The sequence below is a fragment of the Vreelandella sulfidaeris genome (assembly GCF_042429665.1).
Lineage (GTDB): Bacteria > Pseudomonadota > Gammaproteobacteria > Pseudomonadales > Halomonadaceae > Vreelandella.
The window spans coordinates 20,249-39,775 of record NZ_JBHMAC010000009.1; the positions used below are offsets into that span (position 1 = coordinate 20,249).

A 19,527-nucleotide genomic window follows, 5' to 3' on the forward strand; every position below is an offset into this window, starting at 1 on the left:
TGGTTTGTTAAGCACACCAGGTCTACAATCAAGACCGTAATTGGAGCATAATTCACTGTTGAACAGCCGCACAAGAAGTCACTTTTCACCGACTAGGTCAGTATGAAGTGACTAACGTGGAAAAGAGGGCATAAGCCAATGGAAAAAAAAGTTACTGACAACTTCATATTCGAGCAACCCTGCCCCATTCGCGATGTACTGGATAGGATTGGCGACCAGTGGAGCTTGCTGGTACTCGAAGCTTTGGAGCCTGGCACACTGCGTTTTAATGAACTTGGCCGGGTGATTGGCGATATATCAAAGCAGATGCTCTCGAAAACGCTGAAGCACCTGGAGCAGGATGGGTTTATTCAGCGAACGCTTTATGCGGAGGTTCCCCCTCGGGTGGAGTATCAACTGACGCCGCTTGGCCGTTCGTTTCTTGAGCCAATGCAGCAGTTGGTCGCCTGGGCAGATACTCACCATCGAGCAATTTGTGAAGCGCGTACGTTTTATCGAAAGTCTTGACCCGGCAAGCCAGCAAACTTCATGAGTCGATATAAACGGCTACACGACGGCGGGTTTGCGCATATCAATATGGGGTATGCCATCTTCATCATAGGGGGCACTAACAGCTGCAAACCCAAAAGACTCATAGAAGGTAGTTAGATAGACCTGCGCACCAATCTGGATGCCCAGGCCCGGATAGGTCTGTTCGGTAAAACGAATCGCTTCGCGCATCAGCGCCTGCCCATACTGACGGCCGCGATAGGCTTTAAGGGTCATTACCCGGCCGATCGAGGGCTCTGCGAATTTGTCGCCGGGCCCCACCAGGCGGATATACGCGGCCAGCTGTCCGTCTTCGGTGGCCAATAGATGCCAGGCGAGCGGGTCCAGCGCGTCCACTTCCTGATAAGCACACTGCTGTTCCACCACAAATACCGATTCGCGCGCTTTGACAATCTCATAGAAATCGCGCGTGCTAAGCTCATCGAATCGCGACCAGCGAAAATTCAAGGACATACCGGCACCTCCTACCTGTGGCGTTATTTTAAGACCGCCAAGTGTACAGAAGATTGAATAGCCGAGCCTTTATCAAGACGCCAAAAGGACAAGCGCTTAGCCTAGCCGCCAGCGCCAGGGGCTTGTTTCAACCAGCAAGCCTTCACTATCCCAATCCTCCCATCCGGCAAACGGTATCGGCTTTTCGCGCTCGCATTGCAGTAAACGCGCAGCCCAGCGCTGTTTGCAGGCTTCAAGGTGTTCGCGCAGCACATCCTCTTTCTGATACTCAATGCCGCCACCCTGCACGCCATAGCTTACCTGTGGAGCCAAAACATCAAAGCCAACATAGTAAAGCGATGAATGCATCGGCCATAGCCAGGCGGTCATATTCCCCGCACGGCCAAAGGGCTGAAATGTTTTTTCAGGAGAGCCAGCGGTGACTGAGAGCATGGCCCGTTTGCCACGAAAGTAGCCACGGTCGTAACGCATGCGGCTGGAGTAACGGCCGCCATAGACCAGGACGCGGTCGAGCCACCCTTTTAGTATGGCGGGCTGGGCGTGCCACCATAACGGAAACTGGAAGATCACCAGGTCTGCCCACTCAAGCCTTGCCAGTTCGCGCTGGATATCAGCGGGTAGCGCCTTTTCATTGTAGTGGTGGCGCTGCTCATCAAGCGGGGCAAAATAGTCTTTGTTGCTACGTTGTACGTAGTGCTCCCCGCGCTCCACCGGGTCGAACCGTTCGGCATACAGGTCATCTAGCTCGACCGAATGCCCTGCACTTTTCAGCTGGCTTACCGCGATATCGACCAGCCCACCGTTGAACGAAGCTCGCTCTGGATGAGCCACTACTATCAATACATTCATATTTAACCTTGCCTGTCGGTGTGTTTAACAACAGGCTACTCTGTTCATATCTGCGCCAATATTCTAAAAATTTGAGAACCAGCTTTGCATGAATGAACAGCTCGTTAAATGGGATGACCTACAGGTTGTTCTCGCCATTGCTCAAACAGGGTCGTTGTCCGGCGCCAGTCGGCACTTAAACATCAGCCACGCCACCGTATTTCGTCGCTTAAATGCGCTTGAAAAGCGCCTGGACGTCGCCCTATTTGAACGCCACCGCCATGGCTATACTCCAACATTTGCCGGAGAGGACTTGGCAGCCACGGGCGAACGAGTGCAGAAAGAGATTCACAGTGCTGAGCGTCGAATCATTGGGCAGGATTTGAAGCTGTCGGGTAACCTTCGCGTCACCACCACCGACACGCTTTTCGCCGGGTTACTGTGTCCTGTCTTCACCACGTTTCGCCAGCAGTATCCTAATATTACGCTGGAAGTGGTCATTTCAAATCAGCTGCAAAGCTTATCGCGAAGAGACGCAGACATCGCGATTCGCCCAACTCTTAAGCCGCCCGAAACCCTGGTGGGCCGCCAAATAGGCGAAATCTCTCTAGCGGTTTATGGCCAACAGGAACGCTGGAAAACCACAATACTGCCGCAGGCACCCGCCTCCTTGTTAACGGAAAACTGGATAGGCCCGGATGTACACATGGGCGACGCAGCGCTTGAAAAGTGGATGATGGATAAAAACGCCACCTACCGGCTGGACAGTATGCTGGGAATGCAGTTAGCGGTGCGCCACGGGGCGGGAATTGCAGTACTGCCCTGCTATCTTGGTGATGCCGATAAAACGCTGGTGAGGCTGAGTCAACCGATTGAAGAACTCACGACGCAGCTTTGGCTGCTGACACACCCGGATTTACGCCGTGTCGCCCGAGTGCGCGCGTTTTTGGCCGCAGTAACAGAAGGCATTCAACAACAGTAATGGTTTATTCGCCTGTTGTCGTAGCGCTGGAAATCTTCACACCTATTCAAATCCTGCCAGGAACTGCTTAAGCAGCCCATCGAGTTGCTCTCGCTGGGTCGGGCTAAGGCTACTTATCAGCTGCGCCTGGGTTTGCACATGCGCGGCCACCGCTTCATCGATCAGTGCAAACCCTTTGTCGGAAAGTGAAATCAGAAATCCTCGGCCGTCAGCGGGATTCTTGACGCGCTCAATCAATCCGGCTTTTTCCAGCTGCTGGAGCCGATGTGTCATGGTGCCCGAGGTCACCATGGTAGAAGCCATCAGATCGCTTGGCGAAAGCGCATAGGGTGGCCCTTCCCGGCGCAGCGTGGCCAGCACGTCAAAGCTTGAGTCATTCAACCCATACTCTGCCCAGGTCTTCTCCATGGCGCGCATAAGCACGTGGTTAAGCCGCTTGAGACGGCCAAGCGTACCCATCGGCGCCACGTTCAGGTCCGGGCGCTGCTGCTGCCACTGCGTGAGTATTCTATCGACATGATCCATAACAGGCATGCTCGTGTTTTTTTATCTTGACGTCAAGGTTCCTGCTATATACCTTGACATCAAGATACATCAATGAGAATCCGCTAATGTCGTTATCCGATATGTCTTCTTCGCGTTCGCATAGCCGTGCCTGGCTTGCTCCGTTGATCTACCTGTTATGCGGTGGCGCCCTGCTCGGCCTATCGACTAATTTGGCAAAACTGGCGGGCGAAATGCAGCTCTCGGCGCTCGCGTTTCTGTTTTGGTCAATTTCAGGGGCGTCGCTTATTCTGTTCGTTCTCGCCGCCTTGCGCCGCAATCTACCGCCGATTAACGTGCGCACCATCGAGTATTACGCTATCTCAGCGTTCCTGGGCGTGGCGGGGGCCAACCTGCTTTTTTTCTCAGCCATACCTCATGTAGGGGCCGGGTTCGTGGCACTGATCATTACGCTGCCTCCGCTACTCACCTACGTCGGTGCGCTTACGTTAAACATGGAGCGGTTCCAGATGATGCGCGCAGCAGGGGTTATTTCAGCACTTGCAGGCGCGGTGACCTTGGCCTTCCATAAATTCTCCGCACCAGATGCGGATTATCTCTGGATTCTCCTCGCTTTGATTGGCCCCGTTCTGCTAGCCATCGGCAACCTCTACCGAACCCTGCGCTGGCCAGAAGGTGTATCCAGCGATGCGCTGGCGCCGGGCATGCTCATCGCCGCAGCCATCATTCTTTTCAGCGTGGGTTTATTGCCGAGTTTCTCACTAAGCGTTCCAGCAGAAAGCTCCCTTCCGTTTTTGCTGATTGGTGTCCAGGCGGTGGTCTTCGCAGGCCAGTTCCTACTTCTTTTCCTGCTGCAGAAAAGCGGCGGCCCGGTGTTTCTGAGCCTATTAGGTTCGGTCGGCGCCGTGGTAGGTGTGCCAGTCGCCATATTATTACAAGGAGAAACCGCCCCCGAGGGCTTACTGCTCGGCACCCTATTCATTGGTGCAGGCATTGCCCTACTCAATATTGGTAAAGCAAAGCAGGCGCCTACTAAAACCGCCTAAACGAAGGGAGCGACGATCATAGTAAGACGCTACGTAGAGAGGCTCATCTGGAGCCGCTAACCAACCTTATTTTGATGGTTAGAGAAGGCGTCGCTGCATGTAATGCGTATTATCTTCAGTTTTAAAGATGCTAAACCCCATGCGCTCGTAGAGCGCTATTGCAGGATTGATACAAAACACACGCAGGCGAAGTAAGTGGATTCCCGCCTGCTGGGCGGTTTCCTCAGTGTAGCGAATGGCTGCTGAGCCTAAGCCTTGGCGCTGCCACTTCTGATCAATTTGTAGTTCTCGAATATAGTAAGCAGTTTCATCGTGATTGATGCATAACAGCCCTACTGGGCTAGCGTTAATAACTAATTCGTAACCATCTAGCGCACCCCACTGTTTATCAAACAGGGCTGTCTCCCAGCGCATATCCAACTTTTCATAGTAAGTAGACATATTTTGACGAATTATTCTTTCGGCAAATGTTTTATCACTCGTCGGTCTAATGGTTAGTTGCATACCCCTCTTCCTAGTGCTGCCTTGCTTCTGTGCACGGCATTGCTTTCGCAGTGCATTTACACCGGGTCGTCATCGCGAGTAATGCACTTATAGGTTGAATTCAGGCCTCATACGAGCACTATAACGATTACCTATCTATACGTGAATGCAAAACGCCAAGGCATTGCCTTGGCGTTTTATTTTACTGCTTAAGATATTCCCTACCCCAACTGAAACGGATACACCGAGCCAATCTTCAAAAGCTGGGTAAGTTCATCCAGTGCGGCCAGCGACTCCTCTGCCAGCTGTGGATCAGCCAGATCGTCGGGAGCAAGGCGGTCGCGGTAGTGGCGATTCACCCAGGCAGTTAGATCGTTGTATAGCGCATCATTAAGCAGCACGCGGCCGGTGAGTGCTTCGCGCTCAGCATCCGTCAGCACGACCCGCAGGCGCAGGCAGGCAGGGCCGCCGCCGTTGCGCATACTCTGCTTAACGTCCTTGACCATCACCTCGCCGATGGGGTTATTGCCCGCCAGGATGAGATCCTGGATAGTCCGCCATACTGCTTCGCGCTCCTGGCATTCGCCGGGCACCACCAGTGTCATGGTGCCATCAGGATTGGAGAGCAGCTGGGAGTTGAAGAGATACGATGCGACCGCGTCTTCCATGCTCACCGCCTCGACCGGTACGCGCACGGGGATCAGCGGTGTGGTCATTTTGGCACGCAATTCATCGAGCGTGCCCTCTTCATCGAGAAACGCCATTGCGTGGTAGAGCAGCACGGGGCCGTTGCCGACCGCAATCACGTCGTTATGAAACACGCCCGCATCAATCGCGTCCGGGTGCTGCTGGGCGAAGACGGTTTGCGCATCGGTAAGCCCGTGTTGGCGAGCTACCGCTTGGCTGGCTTCCAGAGTCTGGCGGGCGGGATAGCGCTGGGGCTCACGCTCGCCGCTACGCACGTCACCAAATGCCTGACGGCCATATACAAACAAATGCACACCCAGTTCACCATATTCACCACCCAGGCGGGTATGGTTGGCTGCACCTTCATCAGAAAACGCGGGCGTGGCAGGCAGTACCGGGTGATGGGCAAAGTGATGTTCATCCCGGAAAATCGACTGGAGCACCCGGCCAGTCGTTTGCGGTTCAAGAAACCGGTGGAAGCTCGACTGCAAATTGGCCGGGGTGAAATGAACGCGACCATCCGGCGCATCTATGCTGGGTGTCACCGTACCGGCGTTCGCCGTCCACATGCTGGACGCGGAACACACCGCGCGCAGCAATTGTGGCGCCTGTAGTGCGGCGCGAGCCAGAACCTCGCTATTGCTACCGCGAAAGCCCAAATCGCGCAGCGCACCGATGTCCGGGCGCTGCTGAGGCGGCAGTACGCCTTGGGCGTAACCCGCCTCCATTAACGACTTCATCTTTAAAAGGCCCTGAAGCGCGCCTTCTTTGGGATTAGATACCAAGCCGCTGTGGCTCATCGAGGCCACGTTGCCCACGGCCAGCCCTGAGTAGTTATGGGTCGGACCGACCAGGCCGTCGAAATTGACTTCCTGAATGCTGCCAAGACGCTCATTGCTCATAAGCTCACCCCTGGCGGTAGCGTCTCAGGCATTTCAAGAGTGTCGGCCTCCATGGAAGCCACTGGATAAGCGCAGTAGTCCGCCGCGTAATACGCACTGGGGCGATGATTGCCGCTATCACCCACACCTCCGAAGGGGGCATCGCCAGAGGCGCCGGTGGTTTGGCGATTCCAGTTGACAATACCCGCCCGAATTTTCAGCAAAAAATCGTCCCAATCGGCGCGATCGCCACCAATCAGCCCTGCAGAAAGCCCATAGCGGGTGTTATTGGCAAGCGCCAAGGCTTCATCCCAGTCGCTATAACGATGAATTTTCAGCAGTGGGCCGAAATGCTCCTCATCGGGCACGTCCAACCCGGTAACATCGATCAGCGCAGGGCTTAATAGGCTGGTGTGCTCTTTCAACCGCTGCATACGGTTAATCACTGTGCCACCCATGGATTCTAACGCGTCCTGGGCATTAAGCAGGCCATCCGCGGCAGCCACACTCACCAGCCCGCCATAAAACGGCGCAGGCGCTTCTTCGAATTGTCCGGCCACATGCAGTTTGGCAATGGCCTCCGAGAGCGCCTCGATTAACCGATCGCCCACGTCCCCCTGGGGAACCATCAAGCGGCGGGCGCAGGTGCAGCGCTGACCACCGGAGAGCAACGCTGACTGCAGTATCGTCAGCACAGCGGCGCGTTGATCGTCGACATCCTTGACCACCAGCGGGTTGTTGCCGCCCAATTCAAGTGCCAGGACTTTATTCATCTGACCGGCAAACTGCTGGTGCAGCATACCGCCCACTTTGGCACTGCCGGTAAACAGCAAGCCATCAATATCGGGGTTGCCTGCCAGCGCTTGGCCGACAGCCACACCGCCTTGCACCAAGTTGATAACGCCAGCGGGCAGCCCCGCTTCCAGCCAACACTGCAGCGTTAAATCAGCCGTCAGGGGCGTTTGATCGCTGGGCTTGAACACCACTGTATTGCCCGCCAGTAACGCGGGCACCATGTGCCCATTGGGCAGGTGGCCAGGAAAGTTATAGGGACCAAAGACCGCCATGACGCCATGAGGGCGATGACGCAAGACGGCATGGGCGCTGCCTACGGCCTTTTCCCGCTCGCCGGTTCGTTCGTTATACGCTTTTACAGAGAGCGCTACCTTGCCCACCATCGCGCCGGCCTCGGTGCGCGCTTCCCATAACGGTTTGCCCGTTTCTGAGGCAATCGCGACGGCCAACGCCTCACTGTTTGCTTTTAGTACCTCGACAAACCGCTCAACCAGCGCCTGACGTTCGGTAAAAGGCGTGCGCGCCCAGCCTGGAAAGGCGTTCCGGGCGGCCTGGACAGCTGCTGCGACCTGCTCTTCGCTAGCAGTCGCTGCCTGCCATAGTGGCTGGCCAGAAACAGGATCGTGCTTGCTCAGCGGCTCGGCGTCGCCCGTTACCCAGGCACCGTTAATCAGTTGCTGCTGTTGGGCGTGCATCATCATCTCCTTTCCTTATCCGTAGGCTCAGTACCGTAGACCTAGCACCGTAGACTTAGTACCGGCGCTTAGGTTTCCAGCAGGCGCAGGTAGTCACCGGTGGCGACGTTCAGGCGCTTTGCTTCCTGTTCGCTAAGCACGATGGTGTTGTCATTGCTGGGCGCTCGGCCTACCCAACTGGCGGTAAAATTCAGCATGTGAGTGGTGGCGGCCAGCCAGCGGCTGACGCTCTCCTGGCTGGCAGTGGAGGACACTTCCACTTGGCAGAGCCGTGAGTTGCGTATGGCACGCACATCGTCGATATAGGCTTCCACGGTGGGTCCGCCGTCGAAAATATCGATATAACCTTCCCAGCGCAGCCCTTCTTTTTTAAGCATTTCCAAGGCCGGACGCGTATGGCGATGTACCTGACCGATGCAGGCTCGCGCCTCTTCCGCCATAAAGGTGGTGTAGATCGGGAACTTAGGCATTAGCTCACCGATAAAACTCTTTTGCCCCAGGCCGGTAAGGCGGTCCGCTTCACTGAAATCCATGGGAAAAAAGTGTTTGCCGAGGCTTTCCCAGAAGGGACTGACGTTATTGTCATCAAAAACGCCACGCATTTCGGCCAATACCTTGGCCGGAAAGCGATCCCTGAACTGGGCGATGAACAGCCAGCGTGCCTTGGAAAGCAGCGCCCCATTGCGCAAATGGCGGTTGGCTTCCCCCCGGTACTCAGGACGCAAAAACAGCGAACAGACTTCAGCATCCCCCGTATGATCGGAGCTTAAAAACAGCGTATCGATCGTGCGGTGCAAATCCAGTTGGATGGAAGAGTGCGCCAGCGTGCCCAGCCGGTAGTTATAAAACGGCACTTCGCGCCCCACTTGGCCTTCGATAGCGCAACAACCAGCGAGATCGCCACTCGTTTCATCTTCCAGCACAAAGAAGTAGAGCCGGTCATCCACCGGGGTACGTTCTTCAAAGGCACTCGCCGCCGCTTCAATCTTTCCAGCCAGAAATTCACGGTTGTCAGGCAGCGAGGTAAATCCTACCCCTGCCTGCTGCGCAAGCGCCTGGAGCCCGTCCAAATCACCGCGAGCAATGGGTCGAATGCGCATTACATTTCTCCTTCATCGAGCGTATCTAACGCGGTAGGTAACGTTAGCGGTGCGGCGAGCACGGCCCGCCCTTCAGATACGCCCAGCTGCTTTGCGTGCTCTGCAGACAGCATCAGCTGGCCAGTCGGAGACAACGCGTAACGCGCGACGATACAGCGAAAATCGGCGACTTTTTGATTGGCGATCATGGCCGGTTCAGCATCGGGCAAGGCATGCTCCGGCCGAATGCGTACCGGATGCCAGGCCGCACGACGAAAGGTTTCCAGCCGCTCACGCTCTGCTTTGACAATTGGCCCGGCGTCAAAAATGTCGACGTGTCGAGAACGCACGAAGCCCTCTGCCAGCATTTCGTCCAGCGCCGCTTCGTGGGCGGGATGTTCACGGCCAATCGCGGCGCGCGCATGAGGCGTCAATAGCGGTAAATAAAGCGGAAACTGGGGCATCACTTCAGCGATAAAGCTTTTCGAGCGTACCCCCGCAATGTGGTTGATATCCTGAAAGCTGCGGGCAAAAAAATGCCGCCCTACGCTTTCCCAAAACGGCGACTCACCGCGGGTATCCAAATAGCCGGGGAACGCCACCGCCAGGATTCGCGAAAAACGCTCAGGGTATTGGGCAATAAACATCAAGCGTGCCCGACGTAGCAGGTTTTCGGCGCTGGTGCCTTTATAACGGGGATTCAGAGAAAATGCGCACAGCAGCGTGGCATCCGACACCTCATGGGAAAGCGCCAATGTTTGTACTTCGCGGCGTACATTCAACTGCTGGGAAGCGTGAATCAGCGTTTCCTGGCGATAGGTATAGTAGGCCTCATTGGCGCCCGCCTGGGCACGGATCGTCGCGGTGCCCAGGACTTCCTTGCTGCTATCGTCCGCCAGCACGAAGGTATAATGCTCGTGACCGGGGTACTCTATCTGACCATTAAACGCCTCTTGAGAGCGCGCAATGCGCTCTTCCAGCCGCGCCCGGTTAGCAGGGAGATTGGTCAGCCTGGGCACCGCATGCTCCGCTAGCTGTTCCAGCGCTGGCAGATCAGCGACATCAACCGGTCGAATTACCAGCATTCTAGATGCTCCCTTTGGTGATGCAGCGTGTTGCTCACTCATGCTTGTGCAACGAGCCGCTCAATGGCGCGTTCCAGGCGGGCCATCCCTTCGGCAATATCCGCCTCAGGAATCACCAGAGAAGGCGCCATTCGTAGCACATTGGGCCCGGCAATCAGTGCCATCAGCCCTTCTTCAATGGCCAGCGGCAGAATGTCTTTGGCACGGCCCTCGAACGCATCCGACATCTGGGCGCCGATCAGTAGTCCCATACCGCGTATTTCCTTGAACACACCGTGCTTGCGGTTGATCGTTTCAAGATGTTCGCGGAATAACTCATGACGTTTTTGAACCCCCGCCAGCACCTCCGGTGTATCGATAAACTCGACCGCGGCTAACGCGACAGCTGAGCCGAGCGCGTTACCGCCGTAGGTGGAACCGTGAGTGCCAACCGTTAACGATTTGGCAACCGCATCGGTGGCCAGCATGGCGCCAATGGGAAAACCGCCGCCCAGAGATTTGGCACTGGTCAGAATATCCGGCGTAATCCCATAGTTTTTATACGCGTAAAGTTCACCGCTTCTGCCAACCCCTGTCTGTACTTCGTCAAATATCAGCAGCGCGTTGTGGTGATCACACAGATCACGCAGCCCTTGAAGGAATTCTTGAGTAGCGGGCACGATACCGCCCTCACCCTGCATCGGCTCCACCATAACCGCGCATGTGTCGTCCCCCATCAGGTTGCGAACACTGTCCAGATCGTTGTAATCAGCATGTAAAATGCCGCCCGGTACCGGGCCAAAGCCCTGAGAGTACTTAGGCTGACCGCCTACGCTAACCGTAAACAGCGTGCGACCATGGAAGGACTGATTGAAGGAAATGATCTTGTCCTTCTGCTCACCGTAGTGATCTACCGCAAAACGACGGGCAAGCTTTAACGCGGCTTCATTGGCTTCACCACCGGATGAGCAAAGGTAAGCCTTATCAGCGAAGGTGCGCTCGACCAGCGTTTTAGCCAACGCCAATGCTGGCTCGTTGGTATAAACGTTGGATAGATGCCACAACTTTTCGCCTTGCTCCTTTAGCGCATTGACCAGTACCGGATGGCAATGACCCAAGGAGTTAACCGCAATTCCACCAGCGAAATCGATGTATTCGCGCCCCTGCTGATCCCACAAGCGGCTCCCCTCTCCGCGCACGGGAATAACCTGTTGCGGGGAGTAGTTAGGCGTCATGTAGTGGTCAAAATCCTGACGGCTTGGGGTATGGGTCATGGGACGCTATCTCCAGTAAAAGGAAGTAATGAAAACAGTATAAAGGGCTAACCAGCTCACCCGCTTTCAGCAATGGGACGGTAAATTATGAATAGCGGCGTCTAGCCAGCCGCGCTAACGCCTTGAAGAAGGCTAGAAGGCCCCCATACTTGTTAGCAAGCGATAAAACCTGACGTCACTAATATTGCCGACACAACCTATCGCCAGGTACTGATACTTAACGAAATATTGATACTTAACGAGATATTGATACATAGCAAAGAGGAGACCCACCGATGCAGATTGATCTGAGCGGTAAACACGCCATTATTACAGGCTCAACCGCAGGTATTGGCTTCGCTATTGCTCAGGGCCTGGCCGACGCCGGGGCCAGCGTGGTGGTCACTGGACGCACTCAGGCACGGGTTGACGACGCCATCGCGGCCATTAAAAAAGAGACCGCCCACGCCAAGGTGCAAGGAGTCGCGGCAGATCTAGGAACCGCCGACGGTTGCCAAACTTTAATAGAGCAGCAACCGAATGCCGATATACTGATTAATAACGTGGGTATTTTTGAGCCGAAAGACTTTTTTGAGGTCGACGATGCCACCTGGCAGCAGTTTTTTGACATTAATATCATGAGTGCGGTGCGCCTTTCTCGCCATTACGCCCAAGGAATGCGTGAGCGCGACTGGGGCCGTATTCAGTTTATATCCAGCGAATCAGGTATCAACATTCCCACCGAGATGGTGCATTACGGCATGACCAAGTCAGCGCTGTTATCCATTTCACGGGGGCTGGCCAAATCACTCAGCGGCACCCAAGTAACGGTCAATGCGATTTTGCCGGGGCCAACACGCTCAGAAGGCGTGCTCAGCATGATCAGCGAGATGGCTAATAAACAAGGCATCTCACAACAAGAGATGGAAGTACGCTTTGTCAAAGAGAACCGTCCGACATCCATCATTCAGCGCTTAGCGACGCCCGACGAAGTGGCCCATATGTGCGTATATGCCGCCTCCCCTCAAGCCAGCGCGACTACCGGTGCTGCTCTGCGAGTAGAAGGCGGTATTGTGGATACGTTAACCTGATCTATCTAAGCTAGACGCTCTTCTCGAGGTGTCATACCAAAATGATGGCGATAGGCGGTAGAAAAATGCGCGCCGGAAGAAAACCCCGTCGCAAATGCAATATCGCCTACTGGCCGGTCACTATCACGCAATTGCTTACGCGCCTCCTGCAAACGTAAGTCGAGATAGTATCGGCTAGGCACCGCCTGCAGGTACTTCTTAAATAGCCGCTCCAACTGACGCCTGGAAATTCCCAGGTGTTCAGCAAGCTCAAGCGTCGAGAGCGGCTCTTCTATATTGGCCTCCATAAGCGTGACAGCATCAACCAGGCTTTGTGGTGCGTGGCCTAAACGGCTGCGCAGCGGCACATGTTGACGCTCGTCTGCCAAGCGGATGCGGTCACACACAAACAGCTCTGAGACTTGCTCCGCCAAGCGTGCGCCATGATGTTGGCCAATCAAGGTCAGCATCAGATCCATTGCGGCAGTCCCGCCAGCACAGGTCAACCTGTCGCGATCGATCTCGAACAGTTGCTGGGAAAGCGTCACTTGTGGGTAGGCTTGGGCAAAGGCATCGAAGCGCTGCCATGGCAATGTCGCACGGTAGCCTTCCAGCAACCCACAGCGGGCTAACACTTCAGTCCCCCCGGCTAAACCACCCAACGCGACTCCGCGTCCATGATGCCCACGCAGCCACTCATTGAGCTTTGCAGGAAGCGTGTATGGCAGCGGTGAAGGGGCACAAACGAACAGCAGGTCAAGCGGGCTTAACGCGGCACTGAGTTCATGCTCAGCGATCAAGGAGAGCTGAGCACCACTGCGTACGGGTTCGTCGTTCAGGCTTAGCGTGACGGTTTGGTACAGCATGTGCCCACTAAGCTGGTTTGCCATTTGCAGCGGCTCAAGAGCACTGGCGTGGGTCAATAACGAAAACCCAGGCAACAGCAGAAAGGCTATCCGCCGCCGGAGGGGTGCTGTTGGCGTTACTAAAGGGTTGTGCTGCATGATAACTGACTGAGCTGCATGAAAAACCGCCATCGGCGTAAATAAATACCCATCTTACCTAAATGCCACCATGAAGGCAGTGCTTGTTAGCCATAGGTAAAAAAACACGTCGCAGTGGTACTAATTTAAGTACTAATCCAAGGGGAAAGTTCTAGGAGGAAAAGTTCTAGGGGGAACGTCAGCCGTCGCGAAGGGAGAGAGTCTAGAAACGACAAAGGTAGAAAAAATGGCACCGACAAAAAGGGCAAGGCGTATTCGCCTTGCCCTCGTCAGTCATACCACACAGAACGGTTAACTAAGCGGCGCCTAGTTATCTTGCTCTATTAATAATGGCATGTTGATTACTGCTGCTGTGCCTCGGATAGCATCATGTTGCCATCAACAGGGCTGTACTCGTCTTCCTGATAATCGTTAGACGAATCTTCGATCTCATCTTCGCCATAGTCGGTGTTAACAACGAGCTGATCGTTTTCAAGCTGCATGTTATTTAAAGGCAAGGCAATGTCTGTTGCGCCGAACCCCCAGATACCGCCTACCGAAACGATAGCAAATAGTTCGCCAGATTGATCATGCTTAGCGATGTGTTGAACATCACCGATCTCATCGTCTTCCTGATTGATCACTGTCATGCCTTCCAGATCGCTGACCTGATGTGACATCAGTGAGTTTTCCTGGTTGTTTTGATCAGTCTGGTTATCTTGCTGGGTTTGATCGCTTTGCTGACGATCTTGCTCTTGCTCATCCTGATTGACGTCAACCTCAGCATCTTCCGCCTGCTCAACAGTCACGTCAGGCTCGCCCGTTTGCTTAACAGTGACGTTTGGCTCTGCGTCTTCAACAATGACGTTTGGCTCAGGCTGTTCAATAGTTACTTCCGGCTGAGACTGCTCGACCGTGATATCGGGCTTATCTTGCTGCACTTCCACTTCGGCAGGTTCTTGCTGAACCGTTATATCCCGCGTGTTGTCGGTGCTGGACTGCTGCTCTTGCGACCCCATGTCCTGCTGCTGTGTTGTTACTTGAGCATTACGCTCAGAATCTTGCTGATCCACTTCTTGAGCTAGAACATGGCTGCTTAAACCAATGCTAACTGCACCAATAGCAATCGCTAATGCTGTCCGTTTCATATTACTTCTCCTTTCCTTGCGTTGGCGTACATACCAAAAGCTAGTTCAATAAAGCGTACAAACCCAAAAATAGAACCGATCTTTAGCAAAAGTTAACAAACATCAAAATCAACACGAAATGATGAGCCACGATATCTTATTAAAACGGTGTTTATGGTCTGGGCTGTTGCTCATTTTAATGAACTATATATTTAATGAGCTATATAACGAGTATGGCAAGCAAGCAATTATGAAGGAAAACGCTTACCCGCTTGAGCGTCTGATGCATCGTAATCCTGGGTATCATCAGGCTGAGAACCAGGCTCCTGAGAGCTTTCAGCTTCAAAGCGGCGAGCTGCCTCGATGGCTTCAGGTTCAGTCTCATGCTGAGAGATTTCGCGAGGGGCATCAGCCAATGTCACATCGACGACACGCCACCCCGAGACAATAATGCTGTTGTCCTGCTGCTTACTGACAGGCTCCACTTTGGCTATCCGTGTCATGCTTCCTCCTAATGAGTAATACGTTCATTGCTTATAAGATTGCGGTTTAGCAAAACATCGCTTCACTTACCAATATAGACGCTAAATTTAACAACGGTTGTTATGGCTAAACGCTCTCTTCACGAACCAACGTGCTTATCTCACGTCGCTAAATAAAAATGCCGGGCTCCAGGCCCGGCATAAAATACTGAAAGGTTAATATCGCTAATTACCCGCGTTGATAATGCCTAAAACGATGAAACCAATCAAAATAATACCCAGCACCACAATCACCAGCGGGAGTAGCTTATACATCTTGCTGGGTGGCTCTTTGGCTTCGGGCTGAAGATGGGGTTCAGAGTTTTCAAAATCTTCAGGTATACGCTCACCAATAATATGATCTCTCTTCTCTTCCGGGGTTTTGCTCTCCTTAGTATCCATAAACACCTCCTGCGTTCCGGTCGATCAGACGGGAGCACCGCCTAAGTAAGGTTTAAAGATCCACGACGTCAAACTCAACCATAGGGTCAACATCGGCATCATAATCTACGTCATCACGTTCGAAGCCAAACAGCTTCAGGAATTCGTGCTTATAACCAGCATAGTCGGTAATTTCAAATAGGTTCTCACTGGTTACTTTTGGCCAGAGCGCCTGGCACGCGTTTTGGACGTCATCACGCAATTCCCAGTCATCCAAACGCAGACGGCCTGCGTCATCGGTCGTCATGTCGCCACCATACAGTCGCTCACCAAATAAGCGGTTTAGCTGGTCGATGGTGCCCTCATGCAACCCTTGCTCTTTCATAATACGATACACCATGGCGATATAGAGCGGCATCACAGGAATAGCCGCGCTGGCCTGAGTAACGACGGATTTCAGCACTGCTACATTGGCGCCACCACCGGCGGTTTTTAAGTTATTGTCGATGGCCGTTGCAGCACGGTCCAGATCCTCTTTAGCCTTGCCTAGCGCGCCATGCCAGTAGATTGGCCACGTGATTTCAGTGCCAATGTAGCTAAACGCCACGCTACGTGCGCCTTTCGCCAGCACGCCCGCTTGGTCAAGCGCCGCCATCCAAAGCTCCCAGTCTTCACCACCCATCACGGTAATAGTGTCGTCGATTTCTTGCTGGGTGGCAGGCTCTACTTCCGCTTCGATAATGACATCTTTATTGGTATCGATAGCGGTCGCGCGGTAGGTCTCGCCAATCGGCTTCAGACTAGAACGCTTCAGTTCCCCACTGTCAGGCAACTTACGCACAGGCGAAGCTAGCGAGTAGACCACTAGATCAATTTCGCCCATGTCTTGCTTAATGAGCTCGATGGCTTTCTGGCGTGCTTCATGGGAAAACGCATCGCCGTTGATCGACTTGCTATACAGCCCTTCCTGCTTGGCAAACTTGTCGAAGGCCGCACTGTTGTACCATCCTGCGGTGCCAGGCTTTTTATCGGTGGCTGGCTTTTCAAAAAACACACCGAGCGTATCGGCACCATAGCCAAACGCAGCGGTAATACGTGCCGCCAGACCGTAGCCGCTTGAAGACCCAATCACGAGTACTTTCTTCGGCCCTGCCTGCTTATTCAGACCACGGGCGCGGGTAGCTTCGATCTGATCAAGAACGTTCTGCTCACAGCCAACAGGGTGAGTGGTGGTGCAAATAAAGCCGCGTACTTTGGGTTTAATAATCACAGCGAACCTCGTTATCGGATTGATTTGGTTATTCACACTGCCTTAGCAAGACAGTGTCATGGCTCAGTGGGGCCATTCTAGCTGTCTCCGTGCGCCCTGTCCGCTCTTGGGCTATTGTTCACGCTTGAGATACGAAGGCTTTCGCGTCACGATAACGGTTTGAGCACTAACTTCCCTAATGAGGCGACCATGAATGCACAGCAGCTAGTAGATGAACGCGGAGATCTATGGCTAGCGCTGGCGCCGCTGTGGCTTGACCGTGAGCCCAGCGAGCGAGACTACGCACGTATGGTCGAAGAGGTGCAGCGCCACGAATTGACCCTTAACGAACTGGAGTGGATGTTTCGGCTAGAAATGGCGCCCGTCATGTCACGCCATCAGCTGTCGATTGCCAGTGAGTGGCGACAATTCGATGACCGCAAGCTAATGCAGCAATTAGTGAACCACAACCTACGCTTAAAAGGCTGGCGGCGTAAAAGCTGGGCGCTGTTTTCAGGGTTGACTACCATGATGGTGCGCCACCGCTGGAATGCATTAATGAGCCGTGTAGCGGTAGCGCGAGGTGAGCAGCTATAAACCGTTAGTAGAAAGCGTTATGGATAAGATTGGTCGAGGGCTTGTTCCAGCGCCAGACGCAGTGGACGCCCGTGATCACGGGGGCCAAAGCGGCCAATCACGTTACCATCGCGCCCCACCAGAAATTTAGTAAAGTTCCACTTAATAAGCTGCGTCCCCATCACGCCGGGCGCTTCTTTCTTGAGCCAGACAAACAAGGGATGGGCACGACTGCCGTTCACGTTAACTTTTTCCATTAGCGGAAAACTGACGCCAAACGTCTGTTCGCCAAACTGGCAGAACGCCTGAGCACTTTCCGGCGACTGGCGCCCAAACTGATTACATGGAAAGCCAATGACGGTGAACCCCCGGTCTCGGTAACGCTGATAAAGGGCTTCAAGCTCACCTAGCTGCGGGGTAAAACCACACTGACTGGCAACGTTGACGACTAACAGCACCTGACCGCGAAGTGCGCGCAGGTTAAACGGCAGCCCTTGGTGTGTACGGCAGTCTTGGTCGTAAATTTGCATCACTCTTAGCCCCACAAAACCCTAAACGGCATGCGTATTACCATGCCACGGCGAACCATTTTACACCAGCGGCCCGGCAACCACTCTAAGTGCCAACGCGATCAGCAGTATCCCTGTGATACGGTTAATCCAGGCGACATGCTGTTGCAACCATGGCAGAACGCTGGAATGCGAGAGCGCCACCGCTACCAACACGTACCATCCTCCGTCGATGATCATCGCCGTCAATACAATGATGGCTTTGGCCAACACGCCCATCTCCGGCGTGACGAACTGACTCAGCAACGCGACAAAAAACAGGATGAGCTTCGGATTGCCCAGTGCGACCAGTATGCCCTCTTTGGCGGCCTGCTGGCGATTAGTCACTACCGCCTGCGGGTGCAAGGCGCCCGTTCTTCCCGCTCTTAGTGCTTTCACACCAAGCCACGCCAAGTAAGCGGCACCGCCCCAGGTAATCAGTTGGAACAGCAGTGGATATCCGGCGATTAACGCGCCTAGTCCCCACACGGTAAGAAGTGCATAAAGCCCCACGCCCAAGGCGTGACATACCGCCGCGATCATGCCGACAAAGCGTCCTCCACCTAGTGTATGGCGCAACACAAGTGCCAAACTTGGCCCGGGCGACATCGCGCCCATCGCACAGATAGCGGCCAGGGATAGCCAGTGTGACAGCGGCATGCCTGTTTCTCCTTACAGGGTCGATATTAACAACAGTGAACTGGCGGCCAGTATACGCCAAGCTAAGTAAGGCTGGGACCTGCATCATAAATAACGCTGTTAGCATGGTACGCTGTTGGGTAAAATTTGTTGTTTTCACTCTTTTCTCTTTTTCAAAAACCCTCAGCCACCCCGTTATCGGCGAGAGGGTATGGTTAACATAGGACGGCAACATGGGTAGGGCTTTTCAGAACCGTAAGGAATCGATGGCCAAAACGGCCGATGCGAAAACCAAGGTCTATAGCAAATATGGACGGGAAATTTACGTTTGCGCGAAAGCGGGCGGTACCGACCCCAACGGCAACCTAGCACTGCGCGGTTTAATGGAGCGGGCCAAGAAAGATCAGGTGCCCTCTCACGTGATTGATAAAGCACTCGACAAAGCCAGCGGTGCGGGCGGCGAAGACTTTGCTGCCGCGCGTTACGAGGGGTTTGGCCCCGGTAATGTCATGGTGATTGTCGACTGCCTTACTGATAATCCCAACCGCACCTTTGGCGACGTTCGCGGCTGCTTCACCAAAACCAAGAGCAAAATTGGTACGCCCGGCAGTGTCAGCCATATGTTTGATCACTGCGCCATTTTCTCCTTCGCGGGCAGCGATGAAGAGGCCGTGTTAGAAGCCTTGATGGAAGCAGATGTCGATGTCACCGACATTGAGCAGGAAGCCGAGCGCATTACAGTTTTCGCGCCCCACACCGATTACGCTAAAGCCAAGCAGGCGCTGCTGGATACGTTCGGTGAGGTTGACTTTGAGGCTGACGAAATTCAGTTTCTGCCTCAAACCACGACACCACTGGAAGGTGATGACGTCGCTATGTTTGAAAAGTTTTTGGGCATGCTCAACGAGCTAGACGATGTGCAAAACGTCTTTCACAGCGGTGAGCTTCCGGAATCCAGCGACCACTAGGCTCTGTTCGAAAACTGGCTCTGTTCGAAAACTGGCTGTGCTCGATCATACGGCGTTAAAAATCGGCTCGTGCGCGAGTCCGATCAAAGTACTCATTTACAACCTGTAAACTCGTGCGCGAGTCCGATTCGTCTTTTCGCCGATTTTTGTCTTGTCTGGCCTTCGC

22 protein-coding genes are annotated in these 19,527 nt (G+C 54.1%); 6 read left to right on the forward strand and 16 right to left on the reverse strand.

Annotation, left to right across the window (positions count from 1 at the left end; all coding sequences use genetic code 11):
* Positions 1–138: 138 nt before the first annotated feature.
* Entirely contained in the window at positions 139–507 is a 369-nt protein-coding gene (locus tag ACFFLD_RS04175) for a winged helix-turn-helix transcriptional regulator (RefSeq protein WP_386037003.1), read from the forward strand.
* Positions 508–546: 39 nt separating this feature from the next.
* On the opposite strand, the gene ACFFLD_RS04180 is transcribed toward ACFFLD_RS04175, so the two are convergent.
* Both ACFFLD_RS04180 and ACFFLD_RS04185 read right to left on the reverse strand, forming a co-directional pair.
* Complete coding sequence (locus ACFFLD_RS04180; RefSeq protein ID WP_386037006.1) at positions 547–1,002, reverse strand: GNAT family N-acetyltransferase; 456 nt, start codon at positions 1,000–1,002, stop codon at positions 547–549.
* Between the two features lie 96 nt (positions 1,003–1,098).
* On the reverse strand, positions 1,099–1,851 hold the full coding sequence (locus ACFFLD_RS04185) for an NAD(P)H-dependent oxidoreductase (protein ID WP_386037009.1): 753 nt from the start codon (positions 1,849–1,851) through the stop codon (positions 1,099–1,101).
* An 88-nt stretch (positions 1,852–1,939) separates the two neighbouring features.
* On the opposite strand from ACFFLD_RS04185, the gene ACFFLD_RS04190 reads away from it, so the two are divergent.
* Positions 1,940–2,812 (forward strand): LysR family transcriptional regulator, encoded by an 873-nt coding sequence (locus ACFFLD_RS04190; protein WP_386037012.1) that lies wholly within the window; start codon positions 1,940–1,942, stop codon positions 2,810–2,812.
* A gap of 42 nt (positions 2,813–2,854) precedes the next feature.
* Here the strand turns inward: ACFFLD_RS04190 and ACFFLD_RS04195 are convergent, their stop codons facing one another.
* Positions 2,855–3,337 carry a MarR family winged helix-turn-helix transcriptional regulator gene (locus ACFFLD_RS04195; protein ID WP_386037015.1) on the reverse strand — a complete coding sequence of 161 codons (483 nt, stop codon included), beginning with the start codon at positions 3,335–3,337 and terminating at the stop codon, positions 2,855–2,857.
* Positions 3,338–3,423: 86 nt separating this feature from the next.
* On the opposite strand from ACFFLD_RS04195, the gene ACFFLD_RS04200 reads away from it, so the two are divergent.
* Positions 3,424–4,362, forward strand: a complete 939-nt coding sequence (locus tag ACFFLD_RS04200; RefSeq protein ID WP_386037018.1) for a DMT family transporter — start codon at positions 3,424–3,426, stop codon at positions 4,360–4,362.
* Positions 4,363–4,440: 78 nt separating this feature from the next.
* Here the strand turns inward: ACFFLD_RS04200 and ACFFLD_RS04205 are convergent, their stop codons facing one another.
* The 6 genes from ACFFLD_RS04205 to ACFFLD_RS04230 all read right to left on the reverse strand — a co-directional run bounded on the left by ACFFLD_RS04205 (position 4,441) and on the right by ACFFLD_RS04230 (position 11,320).
* The gene (locus tag ACFFLD_RS04205) at positions 4,441–4,866 is read right to left on the reverse strand and encodes a GNAT family N-acetyltransferase (protein WP_386037021.1); all 426 of its coding nucleotides are present in this window, start codon (positions 4,864–4,866) and stop codon (positions 4,441–4,443) included.
* A gap of 200 nt (positions 4,867–5,066) precedes the next feature.
* Positions 5,067–6,434 carry an N-succinylarginine dihydrolase gene (gene astB / locus ACFFLD_RS04210; protein ID WP_386037024.1) on the reverse strand — a complete coding sequence of 456 codons (1,368 nt, stop codon included), beginning with the start codon at positions 6,432–6,434 and terminating at the stop codon, positions 5,067–5,069.
* A complete protein-coding gene (gene astD / locus ACFFLD_RS04215; protein ID WP_386037422.1) occupies positions 6,431–7,903 on the reverse strand; it encodes a succinylglutamate-semialdehyde dehydrogenase in 1,473 nt (490 codons plus the stop codon). The genes astB and astD overlap by 4 nt, the downstream gene beginning before the upstream one ends.
* A 68-nt stretch (positions 7,904–7,971) precedes the next feature.
* Complete coding sequence (astA, locus tag ACFFLD_RS04220; RefSeq protein ID WP_386037026.1) at positions 7,972–9,003, reverse strand: arginine N-succinyltransferase; 1,032 nt, start codon at positions 9,001–9,003, stop codon at positions 7,972–7,974.
* On the reverse strand, positions 9,003–10,067 hold the full coding sequence (locus ACFFLD_RS04225; RefSeq protein ID WP_386037029.1) for an arginine N-succinyltransferase: 1,065 nt from the start codon (positions 10,065–10,067) through the stop codon (positions 9,003–9,005). Before ACFFLD_RS04225 ends, astA begins: the two co-directional genes overlap by 1 nt.
* A gap of 38 nt (positions 10,068–10,105) precedes the next feature.
* Complete coding sequence (locus ACFFLD_RS04230; RefSeq protein WP_386037032.1) at positions 10,106–11,320, reverse strand: aspartate aminotransferase family protein; 1,215 nt, start codon at positions 11,318–11,320, stop codon at positions 10,106–10,108.
* Positions 11,321–11,595: 275 nt separating this feature from the next.
* On the opposite strand from ACFFLD_RS04230, the gene ACFFLD_RS04235 reads away from it, so the two are divergent.
* Positions 11,596–12,390 (forward strand): SDR family NAD(P)-dependent oxidoreductase, encoded by a 795-nt coding sequence (locus ACFFLD_RS04235; RefSeq protein WP_386037035.1) that lies wholly within the window; start codon positions 11,596–11,598, stop codon positions 12,388–12,390.
* Positions 12,391–12,395: 5 nt separating this feature from the next.
* On the opposite strand, the gene ACFFLD_RS04240 is transcribed toward ACFFLD_RS04235, so the two are convergent.
* The 5 genes from ACFFLD_RS04240 to fabV all read right to left on the reverse strand — a co-directional run bounded on the left by ACFFLD_RS04240 (position 12,396) and on the right by fabV (position 16,651).
* Positions 12,396–13,373 carry a GlxA family transcriptional regulator gene (locus tag ACFFLD_RS04240; RefSeq protein ID WP_386037038.1) on the reverse strand — a complete coding sequence of 326 codons (978 nt, stop codon included), beginning with the start codon at positions 13,371–13,373 and terminating at the stop codon, positions 12,396–12,398.
* Between the two features lie 341 nt (positions 13,374–13,714).
* Positions 13,715–14,500, reverse strand: a complete 786-nt coding sequence (locus ACFFLD_RS04245; RefSeq protein ID WP_386037041.1) for a PRC-barrel domain-containing protein — start codon at positions 14,498–14,500, stop codon at positions 13,715–13,717.
* 227 nt (positions 14,501–14,727) lie between these two features.
* A complete protein-coding gene (locus ACFFLD_RS04250) occupies positions 14,728–14,982 on the reverse strand; it encodes a hypothetical protein (protein WP_386037044.1) in 255 nt (84 codons plus the stop codon).
* Positions 14,983–15,186: 204 nt separating this feature from the next.
* Positions 15,187–15,402, reverse strand: coding sequence for a hypothetical protein (locus tag ACFFLD_RS04255; RefSeq protein WP_386037047.1), 216 nt, complete (start codon positions 15,400–15,402; stop codon positions 15,187–15,189).
* A gap of 52 nt (positions 15,403–15,454) precedes the next feature.
* A complete protein-coding gene (gene fabV, locus ACFFLD_RS04260; RefSeq protein ID WP_386037050.1) occupies positions 15,455–16,651 on the reverse strand; it encodes an enoyl-ACP reductase FabV in 1,197 nt (398 codons plus the stop codon).
* A gap of 189 nt (positions 16,652–16,840) precedes the next feature.
* Here fabV and ACFFLD_RS04265 point away from each other — a divergent pair, with 189 nt between their 5' ends.
* Positions 16,841–17,227 carry a DUF7079 family protein gene (locus tag ACFFLD_RS04265; protein ID WP_386037053.1) on the forward strand — a complete coding sequence of 129 codons (387 nt, stop codon included), beginning with the start codon at positions 16,841–16,843 and terminating at the stop codon, positions 17,225–17,227.
* A 17-nt stretch (positions 17,228–17,244) separates the two neighbouring features.
* On the opposite strand, the gene ACFFLD_RS04270 is transcribed toward ACFFLD_RS04265, so the two are convergent.
* Positions 17,245–17,736, reverse strand: coding sequence for a glutathione peroxidase (locus tag ACFFLD_RS04270; RefSeq protein ID WP_386037056.1), 492 nt, complete (start codon positions 17,734–17,736; stop codon positions 17,245–17,247).
* 60 nt (positions 17,737–17,796) lie between these two features.
* Positions 17,797–18,414: a LysE family translocator gene (locus tag ACFFLD_RS04275; RefSeq protein WP_386037059.1), complete on the reverse strand. Its 618-nt coding sequence runs from the start codon at positions 18,412–18,414 to the stop codon at positions 17,797–17,799.
* 212 nt (positions 18,415–18,626) lie between these two features.
* Here ACFFLD_RS04275 and ACFFLD_RS04280 point away from each other — a divergent pair, with 212 nt between their 5' ends.
* Positions 18,627–19,361, forward strand: a complete 735-nt coding sequence (locus ACFFLD_RS04280) for a YebC/PmpR family DNA-binding transcriptional regulator (RefSeq protein WP_386037062.1) — start codon at positions 18,627–18,629, stop codon at positions 19,359–19,361.
* Positions 19,362–19,527 lie beyond the last annotated feature (166 nt).

Excerpts from the sequence above, each read along its gene's own strand:
- ACFFLD_RS04175 (WP_386037003.1), top strand. The coding sequence starts at position 139 with ATGGAAAAAAAAGTTACTGACAACTTCATATTCGAGCAACCCTGCCCC.
- ACFFLD_RS04180 (WP_386037006.1), bottom strand. The coding sequence starts at position 1,002 with ATGTCCTTGAATTTTCGCTGGTCGCGATTCGATGAGCTTAGCACGCGC.
- ACFFLD_RS04185 (WP_386037009.1), bottom strand. The coding sequence starts at position 1,851 with ATGAATGTATTGATAGTAGTGGCTCATCCAGAGCGAGCTTCGTTCAAC.
- ACFFLD_RS04190 (WP_386037012.1), top strand. The coding sequence starts at position 1,940 with ATGAATGAACAGCTCGTTAAATGGGATGACCTACAGGTTGTTCTCGCC.
- ACFFLD_RS04195 (WP_386037015.1), bottom strand. The coding sequence starts at position 3,337 with ATGGATCATGTCGATAGAATACTCACGCAGTGGCAGCAGCAGCGCCCG.
- ACFFLD_RS04200 (WP_386037018.1), top strand. The coding sequence starts at position 3,424 with ATGTCGTTATCCGATATGTCTTCTTCGCGTTCGCATAGCCGTGCCTGG.
- ACFFLD_RS04205 (WP_386037021.1), bottom strand. The coding sequence starts at position 4,866 with ATGCAACTAACCATTAGACCGACGAGTGATAAAACATTTGCCGAAAGA.
- astB (WP_386037024.1), bottom strand. The coding sequence starts at position 6,434 with ATGAGCAATGAGCGTCTTGGCAGCATTCAGGAAGTCAATTTCGACGGC.
- astD (WP_386037422.1), bottom strand. The coding sequence starts at position 7,903 with ATGCACGCCCAACAGCAGCAACTGATTAACGGTGCCTGGGTAACGGGC.
- astA (WP_386037026.1), bottom strand. The coding sequence starts at position 9,003 with ATGCGCATTCGACCCATTGCTCGCGGTGATTTGGACGGGCTCCAGGCG.
- ACFFLD_RS04225 (WP_386037029.1), bottom strand. The coding sequence starts at position 10,067 with ATGCTGGTAATTCGACCGGTTGATGTCGCTGATCTGCCAGCGCTGGAA.
- ACFFLD_RS04230 (WP_386037032.1), bottom strand. The coding sequence starts at position 11,320 with ATGACCCATACCCCAAGCCGTCAGGATTTTGACCACTACATGACGCCT.
- ACFFLD_RS04235 (WP_386037035.1), top strand. The coding sequence starts at position 11,596 with ATGCAGATTGATCTGAGCGGTAAACACGCCATTATTACAGGCTCAACC.
- ACFFLD_RS04240 (WP_386037038.1), bottom strand. The coding sequence starts at position 13,373 with ATGCAGCACAACCCTTTAGTAACGCCAACAGCACCCCTCCGGCGGCGG.
- ACFFLD_RS04245 (WP_386037041.1), bottom strand. The coding sequence starts at position 14,500 with ATGAAACGGACAGCATTAGCGATTGCTATTGGTGCAGTTAGCATTGGT.
- ACFFLD_RS04250 (WP_386037044.1), bottom strand. The coding sequence starts at position 14,982 with ATGACACGGATAGCCAAAGTGGAGCCTGTCAGTAAGCAGCAGGACAAC.
- ACFFLD_RS04255 (WP_386037047.1), bottom strand. The coding sequence starts at position 15,402 with ATGGATACTAAGGAGAGCAAAACCCCGGAAGAGAAGAGAGATCATATT.
- ACFFLD_RS04265 (WP_386037053.1), top strand. The coding sequence starts at position 16,841 with ATGAATGCACAGCAGCTAGTAGATGAACGCGGAGATCTATGGCTAGCG.
- ACFFLD_RS04270 (WP_386037056.1), bottom strand. The coding sequence starts at position 17,736 with ATGCAAATTTACGACCAAGACTGCCGTACACACCAAGGGCTGCCGTTT.
- ACFFLD_RS04275 (WP_386037059.1), bottom strand. The coding sequence starts at position 18,414 with ATGCCGCTGTCACACTGGCTATCCCTGGCCGCTATCTGTGCGATGGGC.
- ACFFLD_RS04280 (WP_386037062.1), top strand. The coding sequence starts at position 18,627 with ATGGGTAGGGCTTTTCAGAACCGTAAGGAATCGATGGCCAAAACGGCC.